Annotated in this window: 9 protein-coding genes; 7 read left to right on the plus strand and 2 right to left on the minus strand. The window is 39.9% G+C overall.

Features of this window, described 5'->3' with window-relative positions; translation table 11 throughout:
• Nucleotides 1–509: 509 nt before the first annotated feature.
• Together mutS and B3R63_RS04460 are read right to left on the minus strand one after the other, a co-directional pair.
• Nucleotides 510–3,161, minus strand: coding sequence for a DNA mismatch repair protein MutS (mutS, locus tag B3R63_RS04455; RefSeq protein WP_286728415.1), 2,652 nt, complete (start codon nucleotides 3,159–3,161; stop codon nucleotides 510–512).
• Between the two features lie 1,468 nt (nucleotides 3,162–4,629).
• Nucleotides 4,630–4,824: a heavy-metal-associated domain-containing protein gene (locus B3R63_RS04460; protein ID WP_005406459.1), complete on the minus strand. Its 195-nt coding sequence runs from the start codon at nucleotides 4,822–4,824 to the stop codon at nucleotides 4,630–4,632.
• Nucleotides 4,825–4,975: 151 nt separating this feature from the next.
• On the opposite strand from B3R63_RS04460, the gene B3R63_RS04465 reads away from it, so the two are divergent.
• The 7 genes from B3R63_RS04465 to B3R63_RS04495 all read left to right on the plus strand — a co-directional run bounded on the left by B3R63_RS04465 (nucleotide 4,976) and on the right by B3R63_RS04495 (nucleotide 16,891).
• Nucleotides 4,976–7,453, plus strand: coding sequence for a heavy metal translocating P-type ATPase (locus B3R63_RS04465; RefSeq protein ID WP_286728416.1), 2,478 nt, complete (start codon nucleotides 4,976–4,978; stop codon nucleotides 7,451–7,453).
• Between the two features lie 63 nt (nucleotides 7,454–7,516).
• Nucleotides 7,517–7,909: a Cu(I)-responsive transcriptional regulator gene (cueR, locus tag B3R63_RS04470; protein ID WP_005019722.1), complete on the plus strand. Its 393-nt coding sequence runs from the start codon at nucleotides 7,517–7,519 to the stop codon at nucleotides 7,907–7,909.
• A 541-nt stretch (nucleotides 7,910–8,450) separates the two neighbouring features.
• Nucleotides 8,451–10,241 carry an IucA/IucC family protein gene (locus B3R63_RS04475; RefSeq protein ID WP_286728417.1) on the plus strand — a complete coding sequence of 597 codons (1,791 nt, stop codon included), beginning with the start codon at nucleotides 8,451–8,453 and terminating at the stop codon, nucleotides 10,239–10,241.
• On the plus strand, nucleotides 10,234–11,640 hold the full coding sequence (locus B3R63_RS04480) for a lysine N(6)-hydroxylase/L-ornithine N(5)-oxygenase family protein (RefSeq protein WP_286728418.1): 1,407 nt from the start codon (nucleotides 10,234–10,236) through the stop codon (nucleotides 11,638–11,640). Before B3R63_RS04475 ends, B3R63_RS04480 begins: the two co-directional genes overlap by 8 nt.
• 13 nt (nucleotides 11,641–11,653) lie before the next feature.
• Nucleotides 11,654–13,090, plus strand: coding sequence for an MFS transporter (locus B3R63_RS04485; RefSeq protein ID WP_286728419.1), 1,437 nt, complete (start codon nucleotides 11,654–11,656; stop codon nucleotides 13,088–13,090).
• Between the two features lie 22 nt (nucleotides 13,091–13,112).
• Nucleotides 13,113–14,954 (plus strand): IucA/IucC family protein, encoded by a 1,842-nt coding sequence (locus tag B3R63_RS04490; RefSeq protein ID WP_286728420.1) that lies wholly within the window; start codon nucleotides 13,113–13,115, stop codon nucleotides 14,952–14,954.
• An 11-nt stretch (nucleotides 14,955–14,965) separates the two neighbouring features.
• Nucleotides 14,966–16,891, plus strand: a complete 1,926-nt coding sequence (locus B3R63_RS04495; protein WP_286728421.1) for an IucA/IucC family protein — start codon at nucleotides 14,966–14,968, stop codon at nucleotides 16,889–16,891.
• Nucleotides 16,892–16,947 lie beyond the last annotated feature (56 nt).

A 16,947-nucleotide genomic window follows, 5' to 3' on the forward strand; every position in this document is an offset into this window, starting at 1 on the left:
TCTTATATTTTCTCAAAAAATTTCATAAAAATAGTAATTTAAAAACAAGAGCATAACTACCAATAAAGAGGATAGGAATAAATTTCGTCTAAAAATGAACACTAAGATCTATAAAAAATAATGCCTTATTTATACCAATATTTTTTAAGATTAATTCTTGGCCGAGTTATTTTATTGTAGCTTGAAAATCTATTACTGATTCCAAGCTCAGGATTGATTGTTGTAATAGAAGTTAAGATTTATGAGAGAAGTTTAAATCCCTGATCAATTATACTGTTTAAGTGGTTAACTCAAGGAGTGTAAAAATAATCTGAAAATAGAACCCAAGATTCTTGGTCTTATCTGCATAAAGATGTCTGCATTTATCTTATAACGAGATAAAGATAAACTTAATTTTATAAATTATAGATTTGAAAATAGATAAGCTGTACAGAATGCAGATAGAAACAGCAATATATAAAAATCGCACTGAATAGTGCGATTTTTATATTCAGATTTGTGGTCTGTTTTCAGCCTTTACTCATCGTCTGCTCAAGCTGATCTTTGAGTTTATAGAGCTGAGCCAAAGCTTCCCGTGGAGAAAGACTATCGACATCAAGCTGTTCTAAAGACTCTAGTACAGGAGAAGTTTTTTCAACCTCCATTATCGTCTCCGTGACTGGAGAAACTACGGGGGCAACTACATCAAATAGATCATTTTGTACTACTGTCTGTAAATGCTGTTGCTGCTGCTTTTCCAGAATTTTGAGGCGTTTTTGCGCTTCTTTAATTACACTGGCGGGGATACCCGCAAGTTTAGCTACTTGTAAACCGTGACTCTGGCTTGCTGGTCCAGGCTGTACCTTGTGTAGAAGAATCAGATTGCCATTCATTTCTTTGGCTGTTACATGATAGTTATCTATACCAGCTTCCTGGCCAAGTTCGGTTAACTCAAAATAGTGGGTAGCAAACAGACACAGGCATTTAATACGTTTGGTTAAGTCCAGTACACAGGCCCATGCTAAAGATAGCCCATCATAAGTGCTGGTTCCACGGCCAACTTCGTCCATAAGTACTAAAGACTGACTGGTAGCGTGATGTAGAATCTGAGAGGTTTCTGTCATCTCTACCATGAAAGTGGATTTACCCGATGACAAATCATCTGCTGAACCGATGCGAGTAAAAATCCGGTCAATTGGTCCGAGTCGTGCAGACTGTGCCGGTACGAAACTGCCGCAATATGCCAACAGGCTGATTAGCGCAGTTTGGCGCATGAAAGTTGATTTACCTCCCATATTCGGACCAGTAATAATCGCCATGCGATGATTAAAATCCAGAGAAGTATCATTTGGGGTATAAGGGGTTTTACTTAAACTTTCTACGACTGGATGACGTCCAGCTATAATCTTGATCCCAACTTCAGGTGAAAACTCCGGGCGGTTCCAGCTTTTTAAGCGGGCCTGATAGGCAAAGTTGGCCAGCAGGTCTATCTGGGCTATAGCACTGCTCATAACTTGCAGACTGGCAATATCCTGACGCAGTTCTTCAAGTATTAATTCAAACAGGAGTTTCTCACGTGCCAAAGCACGCGATTCGCTAGAAAGTACTTTATCTTCAAAGCTTTTAAGTTCTGGGGTGATGTAACGCTCAGCATTCTTTAGGGTCTGACGACGAATATAATGCTCGGGTGCCTGCTCTGCCTGTGCACGGGTAAGTTCAATGTAATAGCCGCTGACCCGGTTATAACCAATCTTAAGTGTAGAAATACCTGTCTGCTCACGTTCCTGAATTTCCAGGTCGATCAGAAACTGGCCGGCATGGTCACGAATTTTACGTAGCTCATCTAACTCATGATCAAACCCTTCGGCTATTACATTGCCGTCACGTAATAATACTGGCGGATTTTCAACAATTGCTGAACTTAGGCGTTCAGATAAGACCTTAAAATCACCGAGCTCCTGATAAAGCTGATGAAGCATTTTTGATTTTTTACTATCAATTACTGGCTGTAATGCATGACGTAAAAAAGGGATTTGGCTACATGCCTGACGCAACTGTACCAGATCACGGGGACGTGCAGTGCCTAAGGCAATACGGCTTAATACCCGTTCGATATCACTGATTTCTTTTAAAACCAACCTTACAGGAGCTTCATGATAGCCCTTAACCAGTTGCTCAATGGCATCAAGCCGAGCTTCTAAAATGACTGTATCACGTAGGGGCTGCATCAAGGTGCGGCTGAGTAACCGTGAGCCCATTGCAGTCTGACACTCATTAATGAGATGAAATAATGACGTACCGTGCTCAAACAACGGATCAATAATTTCCAGATTGCGCCGTGTAACTGGGTCAAGCGCAATAAAATCATTGCTCTGTTCCAGACGGATAGACCGAATATGCGGCAGAGCCGTTTTTTGTGTCTCTTTCGCATAGTGAATGAGGGCGGCGGCGGCGGCCTTCGCTAGAGGTAAATGATCAATACCAAAACCGGACAAAGTGGAGACAGCAAACTGGTCGTACAACGTTTTTTGCGCATTATTTAAATTAAAATCAACATTTGGACGCTTAGTGACTGGACAATCAATCTGTTTCTTGATTTGCTCAATAATATTGGCATCGACGAGATCTTCATCGACCAGAATTTCGCTTGGCATTAAGCGGGAAAGTTCAATTGCCAATTGTTCTGCTCTGTATTCCTGCTGTTGAACTTTAAAGATACCCGCGCTTAAATCCAGTAAGGCGATACCCACTTGGTTCTGCTGAAAACATAAGGCGACCAGATTAGAGCTTTGATAAGAACTTAACAGAGCATCATCAGTTAGTGTACCTGGTGTTAAAATACGTACAACCTTACGCTCTACAGGACCTTTGCCTGTAACTTCACCCACCTGTTCACAGATGGCGACTGTTTCGCCAGCTTTAACCAGACGGGCCAGATAGCCCTCTGCAGAATGATAAGGTACGCCCGCCATCGGTATAGGATTGCCGTTAGCTTTACCGCGATGGGTTAAGGTAATTCCAAGAAGTTTGGCTGCCTTATGAGCATCATCAAAGAATAATTCATAAAAATCACCCATACGATAAAATAACAAGGCATGGTTATGTTGCATTTTGACTTTTAAGTACTGCTGCATCATAGGAGTATGGGTGGAGAGGTCAGCCATTATTTCTGTGCTATTCATGTATGTAAATCCTTAAATTTATAAAATAAATTTAGTTTTCTAGGAATTTTGGCTGTCTAACCAATTCGATGCGTACCTGACCTGAACGAAGAAAAAAGTATATCTTCTTCTATATTAAAATTGAGTCAACAGTATGTGAGAGTACGAAGGCACTCTTACGGGTGTCATATTAACAAATCCATATAGATTCACAAAAAGGATTGCTCATATGAGTGAGTAAATTAACAACAAAAAGTATGCTCTGTCAGTTTGTATCATAAATAATATGAAATTGAGTGATACTAGTAAAAAGATCTTGGTGAAGATGGGTGAAGAGTTATTTAAGGGAAGATGAGAGTTAAAATTTTGATTTAATGCTATAAAAATAATAATTTATATAACTTTGTAAATATGTCTCTAGTCAAGGTGCGCATAGGCCTATAGTGAGTAAAGGGATTATATTTACAAGGCGCTTACTGTTCCTAAATTAAATGATTGATGAGTAAAAATAAATGTTAAAAGCTAATAGTAAAATATTCATTTTAAATGATGTAATTAAGTTTTATTTAATAAAAATAATTGAAGAATAGATTGTTTTTGATAAAAGAACAGGAGAGTACAGGCAATAGAAAGATCATAACTTCTGAAAAGATGATAAGAAGCAAAAGGGACTTTATATCTTAATTATACTAAAAAAATTGAACTCAATAAGTTAAAATATATTTTAATAAAATGAATATAAAACAGACGCTACGAAGAGGAATATAAGTATCAATATAAGATATTTATTTATCAAGATTTTCTTATATTAATATTAGTTTATATATCTTTAAAAATATTATAAATTTCGTATACTTAATAGATATTGCTTATATGGCATAAGGCTCTCAATCTAATACATCGATCTTATTAATAATATGTGTTATGTTATAATATAACTAGAAAAAACCTTGCACGTAGCATTATTCCAAGTAAAACACATGTAATAAATGAGTTATACATTGCATGGAACTCTAAACTTCTAAATATTATACGATCATTATTTATATTATATTTATCTGTGAATTTAGATATAAGAATTATTAAAGTAATGGAAATCATTAATATAACTTTATTAAAGACTACCAAATCATTAATAACCACATATCCTTTTTTTTGTTGAGATAAACAGAGAAATATGAAAACTATATAAATAATAAAGCTGAAAGAAAGTATTAATAATTCATAAATATGTATCTTCTCAAAGATTTTTTTATATTTTTACTTAATATTACATAATAACAAATAGAATTAATTTTATATTATATCTAATTTTTTAATAGAGTATAAATAAAAACAGCAGGAAACAACCTGAGCGCTAAATTAGAATATAGTCATCCATGATTGACGTGATACTGCTTTATCTATTGTTTAGTATAAAAACTATTTGTTTTTATTAGGTCTTAGCACCCTATTTTTCTAAAAATAAGGCGTTAAGTGAGCAAATATTTTATTGAGATTTTGCTGGAAAACCATCTTCTGCTAAAGCATTTGTAATCTTGTCGATACTTTCGATTGATTCTACACTGACGACCTTGGTCGCTAAATCAATATCAACTTTGGCATTAGGGTCTATTTCATGAATGGTTGCAGTCACACCACGGGCGCAGCCCCCACAAGTCATATTTTCAATCAATAATTTCATGGATTTTCTCCGAATAGAATATCACTTCAAGCAAAGTTTAAACCTTTCCATAATGGTAAGGTCAAGTGTATTCTTTTAAAAAATCTGCTTGACCTTACCATGATGTCAATCTGTATGCTGCACCTTAAAGATTGTCATGACAGAGGTTGTTATGGATTCAAAAAATATAAAACCTTCTCCCTATCGTGAAACATTATCCATCACCGGTATGACCTGTGCTTCCTGTGTTGGGCGTGTGGAAAAGGCATTGAAGAAAGTGGAGGGCGTTGAAAGTGCCCAGGTTAATCTGGCCACTGAAAAGGCCGTGGTTTCTTCTTCTGAGCCTTTAGACCTTATGGTATTGACTAAAGCCGTAGAGCGAGCTGGCTATGAAGTTAGTGCTACGCAGCCCATAGAACTTGAAATTGATGGGATGACTTGTGCCTCTTGTGTAGCAAGAGTAGAAAAAGCCTTAAAAAAAGTGACAGGTGTACAACAGGCCAATGTCAATCTTGCAACTGAACGGGCTTGGGTACAAGGCAATACTCAATTACAGATTAATGACTTAATTCAGGCTGTACAAAAGGCTGGCTACACTGCCAAGCTGGTTGAGCAAGATCAAAATGAACAACAGGGTAAAAAGGCGTCAGAACAGCAACAGCTTAAACGTGATTTAATTCTTTCCCTGATTTTAGCTCTGCCTGTTTTCATTTTGGAAATGGGTTCGCATATGATTCCAGCCTTTCACATGTGGGTAATGGAATATATTGGTCATCAACCGAACTGGCTGATTCAATTTGTTCTAACCACACTGGTACTCATATTTCCAGGCCAACGTTTTTACCAGAAAGGAATTCCGGCCCTGTTCCGTTTGGCACCAGACATGAATTCTCTAGTTGCTGTGGGAACGCTGGCCGCATATAGCTTCTCACTGGTTGCAACCTTTATTCCAGAAATACTGCCTCAAGGCACGGTGCATGTCTATTATGAAGCAGCAGCCGTGATTGTGAGCTTGATTTTATTAGGACGCTATTTAGAGGCAAAGGCTAAAGGACGTACTTCACAGGCTATTCAACATTTAGTAGGAATGCAGGCTAAAACAGCGCGTATTTACCGTGATGGGCAAGTGATAGAAGTACCAGTTGCAGAGGTGACTACTGATACGATTGTTGAGATTCGTCCTGGCGAACGTGTGCCTGTTGATGGGGAAGTAGTGGAAGGCCGAAGCTATATTGATGAGTCCATGATTACAGGTGAGCCTGTTCCTGTAGAAAAACATTCGGGAGATCAGGTGGTAGGCGGGACAATCAACCAGAACGGAACATTAAATATTCGGGCAACTGCGATTGGCGAGTCGTCTGTATTGGCACAAATCATTCGTATTGTTGAGCAGGCTCAAGGCTCCAAACTCCCTATTCAGATGTTGGTTGATAAAGTCACGATGTGGTTTGTTCCAATGGTAATGCTGTTAGCTACGCTGACTTTTATTGTCTGGTTTATTTTCGGTCCAGAACCTGCCTTAACTTTTAGTTTGGTGAATGCAGTGGCAGTATTGATTATTGCCTGCCCTTGTGCAATGGGACTAGCGACCCCGACCTCAATTATGGTAGGTACAGGACGCGGTGCAGAAATGGGTGTGTTATTCCGTAAAGGTGAGGCTCTTCAGCTTTTACAGGAAGTTAAGGTTGTTGCAGTAGATAAAACAGGTACACTGACTGAAGGTAAGCCACTATTGACCGATTTTCATGTTCAGCAAAGTTTTGAACATAAGAAAGTTCTACAGATTGTGGCGTCGGTTGAAGCAAAATCTGAACACCCGATTGCACTGGCAATTGTTCAGGCTGCAGAGCAGCAAAAAATCAATCTGTTGCCTGTAACAGCTTTTGATTCAGTTACAGGATCAGGCATTAAGGCAGAGGTTGAAGGACAGAGTGTCCAGATTGGTGCTGACCGTTACATGCAGCAGCTGGGCCTTAATGTTACATCTTTTGAGCAGGAAGCAGCGCGTTTGGGACAAGAGGGTAAAACCCCAATCTATGTGGCAATTAACCATAAATTAGCAGCCATTATTGCTGTTGCTGACCCCATCAAGGAAACCACATATGCTGCCATTAATGCCTTACACCAGTTGGGTTTGAAGGTAGCCATGATTACAGGTGATAATCGCCATACTGCTCAAGCGATTGCTGCGCGTTTACATATAGATCAGGTCGTGGCTGAAGTTCTGCCTGATGGAAAAGTTGAGGTAGTACGTCAGTTGCAACAGCAATATGGTCGGGTAGCATTTGTTGGAGACGGTATTAATGATGCGCCAGCCTTGGCCCAAGCTGATGTTGGCCTGGCAATAGGCACAGGTACCGATGTGGCGATTGAGGCAGCAGAAGTTATATTGATGTCAGGTAATTTACAGGGTGTACCCAATGCAATCGCATTAAGTAAGGCAACCATTAGTAACATTCGACAAAACCTGTTTTGGGCGTTTGTTTATAATATTGCCTTGATCCCTATTGCAGCGGGGGTGTTGTATCCTGCATTTGGTATTTTACTGTCACCCATCTTTGCAGCGGGTGCCATGGCATTATCTTCTGTTTTTGTATTGGGTAATGCCTTACGCCTAAAATATTTCAATGCGCCGCAGATGAGTACATAAACTATATTGATAAGGGTGGAAACCGAATTAAGGTTGAAACCCTGTTTAGGCCAGAGGTAATAAATGAATATTGGTCAAGCTTCGAAACAATCAGGCATTTCAACCAAAATGATCCGTTATTATGAACAGATTGGTCTGCTTGAGCCTGCTAAAAGATCGGATTCTGGCTATCGGATTTATTCAGAACGTGATCTAAAAACCTTGGTTTTTATAAAACATGCCAGAGATTTAGGCTTTTCCTCAGAGCAAATGAAAGAACTAGTTTCCTTATGGAAAAATACAGATCGTCAAAGTGCTGAGGTTAAGCAACTGGCTTTAAAACATATCGATGAATTAAAACAAAGAATCGCCAGATTTCAGGAAATGGTTAATCTTTTACAGACATCAGCAAATTATTGTACTGGCGATAATAGTGCAGATTGTGCAATTTTAAATCATATTGAAAAAGGAAAATAAAATAGCGAGAATGGACATTCATGCTACAGGAAAATATACCTAAAGCTATATACAACACGAGAGACAGATGTAATGATAATTTTTTGATTTTATTTAATTAATATATAAATTTATATTTATTTGCGGTATAAAGTAATTTTCTAGAAAAACTATCATCTAAAAAATATAAAAACTTTCTAACTGACCGGGACAAATTTTCTGTACTGAACTGAATACAACCTAAGGCTGCCACTGTTTTCACGTCGATTTCAGCTACATACTCAACATCTAAATTAATATATTCGGATACTAAAGCAGTTAGTCATCCCAACCTAAATTATTTCGCTATAACTCCTCAATAAGTTTATCTGTTCTTTTATCTATAGAAAAATTTTTATTTAAATATTTAATTTAATGAAGCTTTTTTTAAAGTTATGTATGCAATATTGATTACTAGTACCCTATTAAATGAAAATGTAAATAATAGTAATTATCATTTACAATTAATTTATATAAGTATATTTTACTCATCACACTATTTTTACTTAATAAAGTGATGAAGATGAGATCGTTCACGGATAAGATCGCTTTACAACATTTAGTCAATGCATATCTACAAGAAACAGGTAATGGTCGTTTTATTCCTATCGCAGAACAATCGCAACAGTTACAAAACCAGAGTCAGGGAAATACTGTATTGTGTATTCCTTTGCAAACGGTTTCCGGGTTTTTATATGCGCCACTTGCCTATGTGAGCAAAGTAGGCAGACATCGTTTCGCTGCTTTACCGTGGGTAGAACAAGGCGGGAAAATACTGAAGCTGAGCCCGGTCAATTTGGCAGCAAACTTGTTGGAAAATTTAATTTTTCAAAAAAATGATGAAGCATTAGATTCCTCATCTTTGCTTGAATGCTGGATTCAAAGCCGTGGGGCTCTGCAACAATTTCTGAGTTACCGTGAAGAGCAGATCGATGCCGTAATTAAGGCCCAGCAAAACTTTATTCAAAGTGAGCAAGCTCTGGTTCTCGGGCATAGTATGCATCCCTCACCAAAGAGCCGTCAGGGTTTTGTTCAAAATGACTGGCAGCTTTATTCTCCAGAAACCCAAAGTACTTTTAAGATGCATTTCCTGTATATCCATCCAGATCAGGTAGTACATGACAATGCACATGAAACTGATATTTCTAACCAATTAAAACAGGACCTTGCACCATTTTTTAATGCCTATCACCAAGCCAAAATGGATGAGTATCCTGATTATGCGTTATTACCATTGCATCCATGGCAAGCCCGCTACTTAAAAGATAAAGACTGGTATCAACAGCTTTTACATCAAGGCAGACTGGTTGATTTTGGTGCCTTGGGTTGGGAGATGAAAGCGACCACCTCGGTACGTACTTTATATAGCGAACAGGCGCCCTGGATGTTTAAAACATCTATGACAGTCGCCGTAACCAACTCTATTCGAGTTAATCTTTATAAAGAATGTCATCGTGGTTTGCTGAGCTACAAATTGTGGAATGATGAGTATCTTTCCAGTTTTAGGCAGCGTCATCCACATTTAAAAACTATCAGTGATCCAGCTTGGATGGCTTTAAAAGTTAACGGACAGGTTTTAGATGAAACCATTTGTATTTTACGCGAAAACCCATTCCAGGAAAATGCTGATGTGACCTGTATTGCTTCACTCTGCCAAGACCATCCTTTTGAAGCTAGAAACCGTTTTAGCGAAATCTTTGCGAATCTTTCCCGAAAAACTGGTCAAAGCCAAGCCAATATTGCTTTGCAGTGGTTCGAGCGTTTTCTGGAAATCACGATTTTGCCACTAATAGAGTTGTATCATGAATTTGGTATGGCATTTGAAGCCCATCAGCAAAATACTTTAATTGAGCTTGAAGAGGGTATGCCTAAAAATGTCTGGTTTAGAGACAATCAGGGATTCTATTATATTAAGGAGCTGGCCAACGAAATTTTAGAACGTTTCCCCACACTGGCAACAGATGGTCAAGCAGTTTGTCCATTAGCTTTAGTGGATGAACGTTTCCGTTATTATTTTATTGGTAATACTTTATTCGGTCTGATCAATGCCATTGGTATAACAGGAGTAGTTGAAGAGCAAAAACTGATTGAAATGCTGCAATCCTGTCTGATGCAGGCCTACCAAAAATATCCGGAAAGTAATTTATTAAAAACTGTTTTATATCAAGACACCTTCCCCTATAAAGGTAATTTGATGACGCGTTTGTATGAGTTAGATGAATTACAAGCCCATATTTCTCAGCAATCCATTTACATCAACCTTAAAAACCCGCTGTATGTTGTACAGACTGTAGTGGAGGCTGAATATGCTTGATTTTATCGGGATCGGTTTAGGACCCTTCAATTTAAGTCTGGCAGCCTTGCTTCATCAGCAGAGCTCACTCAAATACCAATTTTTCGAGAAACGTCAGGATTTTGACTGGTATGCTGGCATACAGCTACCTAATGCCATGATGCAAGTACCTTTTATGGCGGATCTGGTTAGTCTGGTCGAGCCGACCAGCCCGTATAGCTTTTTAAATTATTTAAAAGCCCATCAACGTCTATATAAGTTCTATTTTCGGGAAAATTTATATATTCCACGCCAAGAATACAATCATTATTGTCAGTGGGTCGTTCAACAATTAGAGCATTTACAGTTTGGTAGCCGAGTAACCGACATCGCGCCAATTTTAGGTGGTTTTCAGGTTATTACCGAACAAAAAGGCCGGCTATCTGTGCATCAAACTCGAAAACTGGTGTTAGGAACAGGAACAACACCCAAGTTACCCCAGCCATTACAGCGGATAGCCGAGCAACATCCACACTGTCTGCACTCCTCGAATTATCTACATCAAGGCGATCAGCAGTTATCGGGCAATGTGGTGCTCATTGGTTCGGGTCAATCAGCTGCTGAAATCTTTATTGATTTATTTGACAGGCAGATTAACCCTGAAACCGGGCAAGCAAAATTTCATTTATATTGGCTCACCCGTTCAGCAGGCTTTTTCCCCATGGAAAATACGCCGCTCGGTCTGGAAAGTTTTAGTCCAGATTATATGTCTTATTTTTATCATTTATCCCAAGACTTAAAAACGACATTACCTGCAACTCAAGCCAACCTGTACAAGGGTATTAGTGCCAAAACCATTCGTGATATTTATGAACGGCTTTATCAGCGCAGTATTGGAGCAGTAGATACACATGTCACTCTGGCAGGCCATTATCACCTTGAAAATGCCCAGCTAGTTCATGGAAAAAATATTCAGCTTAAATTTTTACAGACACAGAAACAGCAGAATTTAAATATACAAGCCAGTACGGTTATTGCTGCAACGGGCTATCAATATCCATCTTTAGACTTTTTAAATAAGCTTGGCTCTAAGATTGGTTTAAATCCACAGCATCAATGGGAAATTAATGAAAACCATCAACTCAATTATCAGGGTGATGGGGAAATTTATGTCCAGAACACGGACTTGCAGCATCATGGTGTCGGGACGCCTGACTTGGGTTTAGGAGCTTTTCGTTCTGCAAAAATAGCTAATCAAATTTTAGATAAAACTTATTTTGAAATTGAAGGCCGACAAAGTTTTCAGGATTTTCAGATTAAGGAAACTGAAGCTTCGTTTGCTATACCTGCTATAGCCAAAAGTAATTTTCGGACAGATGTGATTTCATCACCGATTTCAAAAAAAGTAGCAGATTTATTTCCTCAATATTCAATGAAATAAATAGGGAATTGTCATGGCTGAAATATCAAATTCAGATTCCCGTTCTGTTTCGGATCCTGACCTGTCCCAACGCTGGGTCATGCTGTCTGTCATGTTGGGAACAGGAACGGTGAGTCTCAATAATAGTAGCTTTAACCCGGCAATTCCCCAGCTGATGCAGGATTTTCAGATTGCAGAAGCAGCAGTAAGCTGGGTGGTGGTAGTTTTTCTTTTAACCATGAGCCTCAGCCTGCTGTTAACTGGTTTTTTAAGCCAGCGCTTTGGTCAGCGCCAAATCTACTTATCTGCATTAAGTATTTTTATGTTGAGTTCAGTCTGCGGTGTATTTGTCTCTGGCTTTGAAACAGTATTGGCTGTACGGGCCTTACAGGGTTTTGCGAGTGGACTGATGATTCCATTGTCGCTGGGCATTATTTTTTCAGTGATACCAAAACAGCAACGTGGTAGTGCAACGGGACTATGGGGCGCAATGATCATGCTGACTCTGGCCTGTGGCCCGATGTTGGGTGCACTGCTTCTAGTCTGGTTCAGTTGGCAAGTACTTTTTCTGCTGAATGTTCCCTTGGCTCTAGCAGCGTTGGCCATCGGATGGTTATATTTGCCCAAGCAGTCACTTACGCATAATTTAAAATTTGACTGGCTTGGTTTTAGCTTGCTGGCGGTTTCAATCATTTCGTTACTGTTGGGGCTAAGCACAATTAAGCAATGGGCAGATTTTTCCCAGTCTTTATTCTGGTGGCTGTTCGGTTTAAGTGGATTAAGCGGGTTTGGTTTTATTTGGTTCAGCCGAAAAAGAACCAGCACAATTATTGCTTGGCCCTTATTTCAAAGCCGTGAGTTTAATTACAGTCTGATCATTTCGATTGTACATACTGTTGGCTTGTTTATCAGTCTGCTACTGATTCCATTACTGGTCCAGAACACACTTCAGCTAAGTCCAATCTGGACAGGCCTATTGCTGATGAGTAGTGCCTTAGCCACCAGTCTATGCAGCAAACACGCAGGTAAATATCTAGATGAGCACGGTGCAAAACGGCTGATCAGTTTTGGCCTGTTGCTAACTGCAATCGCCTTTATAGGGCTGGGCCTGGCCGCCGGTCTATCTGTTAGTTTGCTCATCTTTTGCATGATCATTCATGGTCTGGGTTTTGGCTTGTCGTATATGCCTGCGACCACCGCAGGGCTTAATCATCTACATAATCCAGAGCTGGTCACGCAAGGGGCTGCTGTCAATAATCTGTTTCGGCGCCTCTGTTCGGCTGTCGCCGTGGTGATGGCTGCACTTTATTTACAAATTCGTACACAGCATTTGTTATTGAACCATGAACTGCCTATTGCACAACTGTATGCAATTCGCGAACTGTTTTTCTTCTGTGCCTGCATGATGCTATTAGGCTTGCCCTATGCATGGAAATTTCCACATTCAAAACAGTCCACACTTCATGTTTAAAATTAATAATCAAGGAAAAATTATGGGTCACTTAGCTACAGCATTCGCACAAAATAACCATTCCACCTTTACACCTACCTTGGCTTGGCAACAACCCGATCAGGCTGCCATTAAAAAGGTAGAGCAACGAGTTATTAAACAGTTATTTCAGGCACTGATTTATGAAGAGGTGATTGCAGCCACAATAGAAAATGAATGTTTTATCATCAGTGCTCAGGATCGAAACCAGCAGGCTGTAGAGTATATTGCCTCGGGTAAACACTATTTGAGTTTTGGTTTAGTGCGTATGGATGATCAGAATGTCATGCGCCAGGACCATACCGGGCAAAGAACGGTTGCACAATTAAATCAGGTGATTGATGAAATTGTTCGGGCTATTCCAAATGCGGCAAAACTAGAAGATTTTATTCATGAATTAAAACGGACTTTTATTCATGATGTGCAATCGCAGCAGTACCAAAATACGTTTTCGCTTCCTGCTGTCCAGCACAGCTATGATGTTCTCGAAACCTATTTGATGGCGGGGCATCCCTATCACCCGTGTTATAAGTCCCGGGTTGGCTTCAGTCTGCAAGATAACTTGAAATATGGCGTAGAGTATGCACAACCGGTCCATCTGGTCTGGCTGGCTGTACATTCTTCTTTATGTTCAGAGAATGCCTCTCACTCAATTGATGCAGATCAGTTTTTACATGAACAGCTGACTAAAGGAGAGACAGAAATATTCAATCAGGTTTTGGTAAGGCAGGGCTTGGATACTACTGAATATACCTGGCTGCCTGTACATCCCTGGCAGTGGGAAAATACCCTGGTCCATACATTTTTTGAAGAAATAACCGCACAAAAAATGGTGTATTTAGGCCGTGGTACTGATGCCTATATTGCGCAGCAATCATTAAGAACCTTAACCAACTTACAGCATCCAGAAAAGCCTTATATCAAACTTTCGATGAGTTTAACCAATACTTCAAGCTCACGAATTCTGGCTTCGCATGCCGCCATGAATGGCCCGTTAATTACCGATTGGTTGCAAGGCCTGATCGAAAAGAGCGAGATTGCCCGTTTTTTAGATTTTGCAATTTTAAGAGAAGTGCATGCGACTGCTGTTGATTTTACCAAGCTTCCCGCGTCTCATGCCAGACAGGCTTATGGCACGATTGGAAGTCTATGGCGTGAAAGCATTCACCACTATTTGAAGCCGGGGGAAGATGCCATTCCGCTGAACGGCATCAGTCATGTCCAGAACGACGGCCAACTTCTGATTCAGCCCTGGTTAGATGCACATGGAACTGAAGCCTGGCTGACCCAATTCCTCTCCGTGGTGATCCAGCCTATTCTGTTTTTATTGCATGCTGAAGGAATCGGCTCTGAGTCACATGGACAAAACATCATTCTGCTACATCAGAATGGCTGGCCAACCCGCATTATTTTAAAAGATTTTCATGACGGTGTTCGTTTTCATCCGGACCATCTCACCCATCCAGATAAGTGTCCTAAATTACATGCCTTGCCGGCAGAGCATGCCAAAGCCAATCGCATGTCCTTTATTTTGACCGATGATTTAAATGCAGTTCGGGATTTTAGTTGTGCCTGCCTGTTTTTTGTCGCTTTAAGTGATATTGCGATCACCCTGCAACAGAAAATTGGGTTAGCTGAACAGCAATTCTGGCAAAAGGCGGCCGATATTATTCATGACTTCCAGAAAAAATACCCGCAGCATCAAAGTAGATATGAAAAATTTGATGTATTTGCAGCGCAGTTTTGCATTGAATCTTTAACCAAAAGACGGCTGTTTGGTGATAGCAAAGTACAGCTACGTCTGGTGAATAATCCACTACATGTATTTCGTCAACTATCAGTTTAAGAGTGTATCAGATGAATACGATGTTGTTTTCACCTACTGTTAGCACACAAATGGTTCTGGTCGATCTGGTAAACAGTTTTTTGGTAGAAGGCTATATTTCCGAGCAGGCTATTTTCACCCGGCAGCAGGCTAAAACCCGATTAAAAGCCCGTTTTGGCCAGTGTTTTGATTCATTATTTGAAGGGTATACAGATCAGATTTATTTTGCTGTTCTGTTCAACTCAAATGTAACCGAATTTATTCTGTTGCCCGTACGCAAAGCCATTAAACAGGACTGGCAAATTCAGCCCTTGGCGTGCTGTTTTCGGGTAGAGGTTCTGACAGATCAAGGCTTTCAAACTTGTCTATGCAATGCTTTGGACTTATTTAATGCTATGCAGCGTTTGGAATATTTTTCAGGCTGTGAGGAATCAAAGCTAGCAAATTTAAGCGCCGAACTGGAATTAACCTTGCTACAAACTCAGCTCAGTAACCATCATCAGATATGTTCTGAAACATGGTTATCAGATCAACCTGCTGAATTATTTATTCAGCTGGAACAGTATGCTGCACTTCGAGACCGTCCTTATCATCCACTGGCCAAGCTCAAAGAGGGTTTTTCCAATGATGAGTACCGGCAATTTAGCCCAGAATTTTCACAGCCCATCCGTTTGAACTGGGTAGCAATTAAAAAAGAAAAGCTGGTTTTTGGACAGGACGTGACCCAGCTTAAAATTCATCAACCCTCCAAAATTTTCTTGAGCAGTGAAGAAAATTTACAGCTACAGCAGGAGCTAAATCAGAAGGGGGTGAGTGATGATTATCTGGTTTTACCTATGCATGCCTGGCAGTTTGAGCATGTACTGGCAGATCAGTTTAAGTCAGAACTTGACGAGCAGGTGATTGTGTCCTTGCAATTTCAGTCTGCTGACCTGTATGCCAGTTCTTCGCTAAGAAGTTTGCTGTCTAAGATCAAACCACAAGATAGTTTGAAGCTTCCATTAGCAGTAAAATCTTTAGGCTCGCTACGGTTTTTACCGATTGTTAAAATGATTAATGGACAAAAAAACCAGAAACTTTTGCAGGTTGCCAAACAAAAAGATGATGTACTGAAAAAACGCTTGTGGTTGTGTGATGAGAACCAGTGGTGGGCGTATTTACCTCATCAACCTGAAAATCTAACACCAGATAATCTTACTTTATTTGAAGAGCGGCCGATGCATCTGGCAGCTCAGCGGCGCCGTATTCCTTCCGAATTATTGCAGCAGCCCTACCAGCTTATTCCAATGGCCAGTTTAGGGCATTGCATCGAAGGAGAAATCTATCCGTTTGAGCTGATTCTCAAGGCTCAACAGCTTGAGTCGAACCAGACTAATGTCATTGATGTATTTAAAACCTTGTGCAAAGATTTTTTTGAGGTGAATTTACGCTTATTCCGCTTAGGTCTTATGGGAGAAATTCATGGCCAAAATATCTGTATAGTCCTTAATCAAGGGCAGTTCTCCGGCTTTATGCTGCGTGACCATGATTCGGTGCGGATCTATTTACCTTGGTTGCTAAAACACGGCCTGGAAGACCCATGCTATTTAAGCCCGCATGATTTTAGAATTACGCTTTATCATGATGCTGTCGAAGACTTGATCCTGTATTTACAGACCTTGGGCATACAGGTCAATCTGGCCAGTATTTTAGAAGCAGTTGCTGAATATTATCATATTGATGAACTTAAATTGTGGCGCGTATTAGCTCAACAATTACAGCAGGCTTTGAACCATACCCCATTGTGTGCAGAGGCGAGGGCTGAGTTACAAAACCTTCTATTCGAAAAAGCACAGTGGCCGTATAAACGGCTCATTCGTCCATTGCTGGAGCAGCAGAATCGAGTAGGGAGCATGCCCAGCAGCATCGGCGAAACCTGTAATATTTTAAAAAAAGTTTCGCACTTTTCATCACAGTGAATAAAACGGGTCTCTAAAACGTGCGTTCCCATATCTCTGTCATGAATATTGATTTT

This window comes from Acinetobacter sp. UBA1297, from assembly GCF_002307755.1.
GTDB classification, from domain to species: Bacteria; Pseudomonadota; Gammaproteobacteria; order Pseudomonadales; family Moraxellaceae; genus Acinetobacter; species Acinetobacter radioresistens.

Coding starts and splice junctions, on each gene's coding strand:
- mutS (WP_286728415.1), bottom strand. CDS start 3,161: ATGAATAGCACAGAAATAATGGCTGACCTCTCCACCCATACTCCTATG.
- B3R63_RS04460 (WP_005406459.1), bottom strand. CDS start 4,824: ATGAAATTATTGATTGAAAATATGACTTGTGGGGGCTGCGCCCGTGGT.
- B3R63_RS04465 (WP_286728416.1), top strand. CDS start 4,976: ATGGATTCAAAAAATATAAAACCTTCTCCCTATCGTGAAACATTATCC.
- cueR (WP_005019722.1), top strand. CDS start 7,517: ATGAATATTGGTCAAGCTTCGAAACAATCAGGCATTTCAACCAAAATG.
- B3R63_RS04475 (WP_286728417.1), top strand. CDS start 8,451: ATGAGATCGTTCACGGATAAGATCGCTTTACAACATTTAGTCAATGCA.
- B3R63_RS04480 (WP_286728418.1), top strand. CDS start 10,234: ATGCTTGATTTTATCGGGATCGGTTTAGGACCCTTCAATTTAAGTCTG.
- B3R63_RS04485 (WP_286728419.1), top strand. CDS start 11,654: ATGGCTGAAATATCAAATTCAGATTCCCGTTCTGTTTCGGATCCTGAC.
- B3R63_RS04490 (WP_286728420.1), top strand. CDS start 13,113: ATGGGTCACTTAGCTACAGCATTCGCACAAAATAACCATTCCACCTTT.
- B3R63_RS04495 (WP_286728421.1), top strand. CDS start 14,966: ATGAATACGATGTTGTTTTCACCTACTGTTAGCACACAAATGGTTCTG.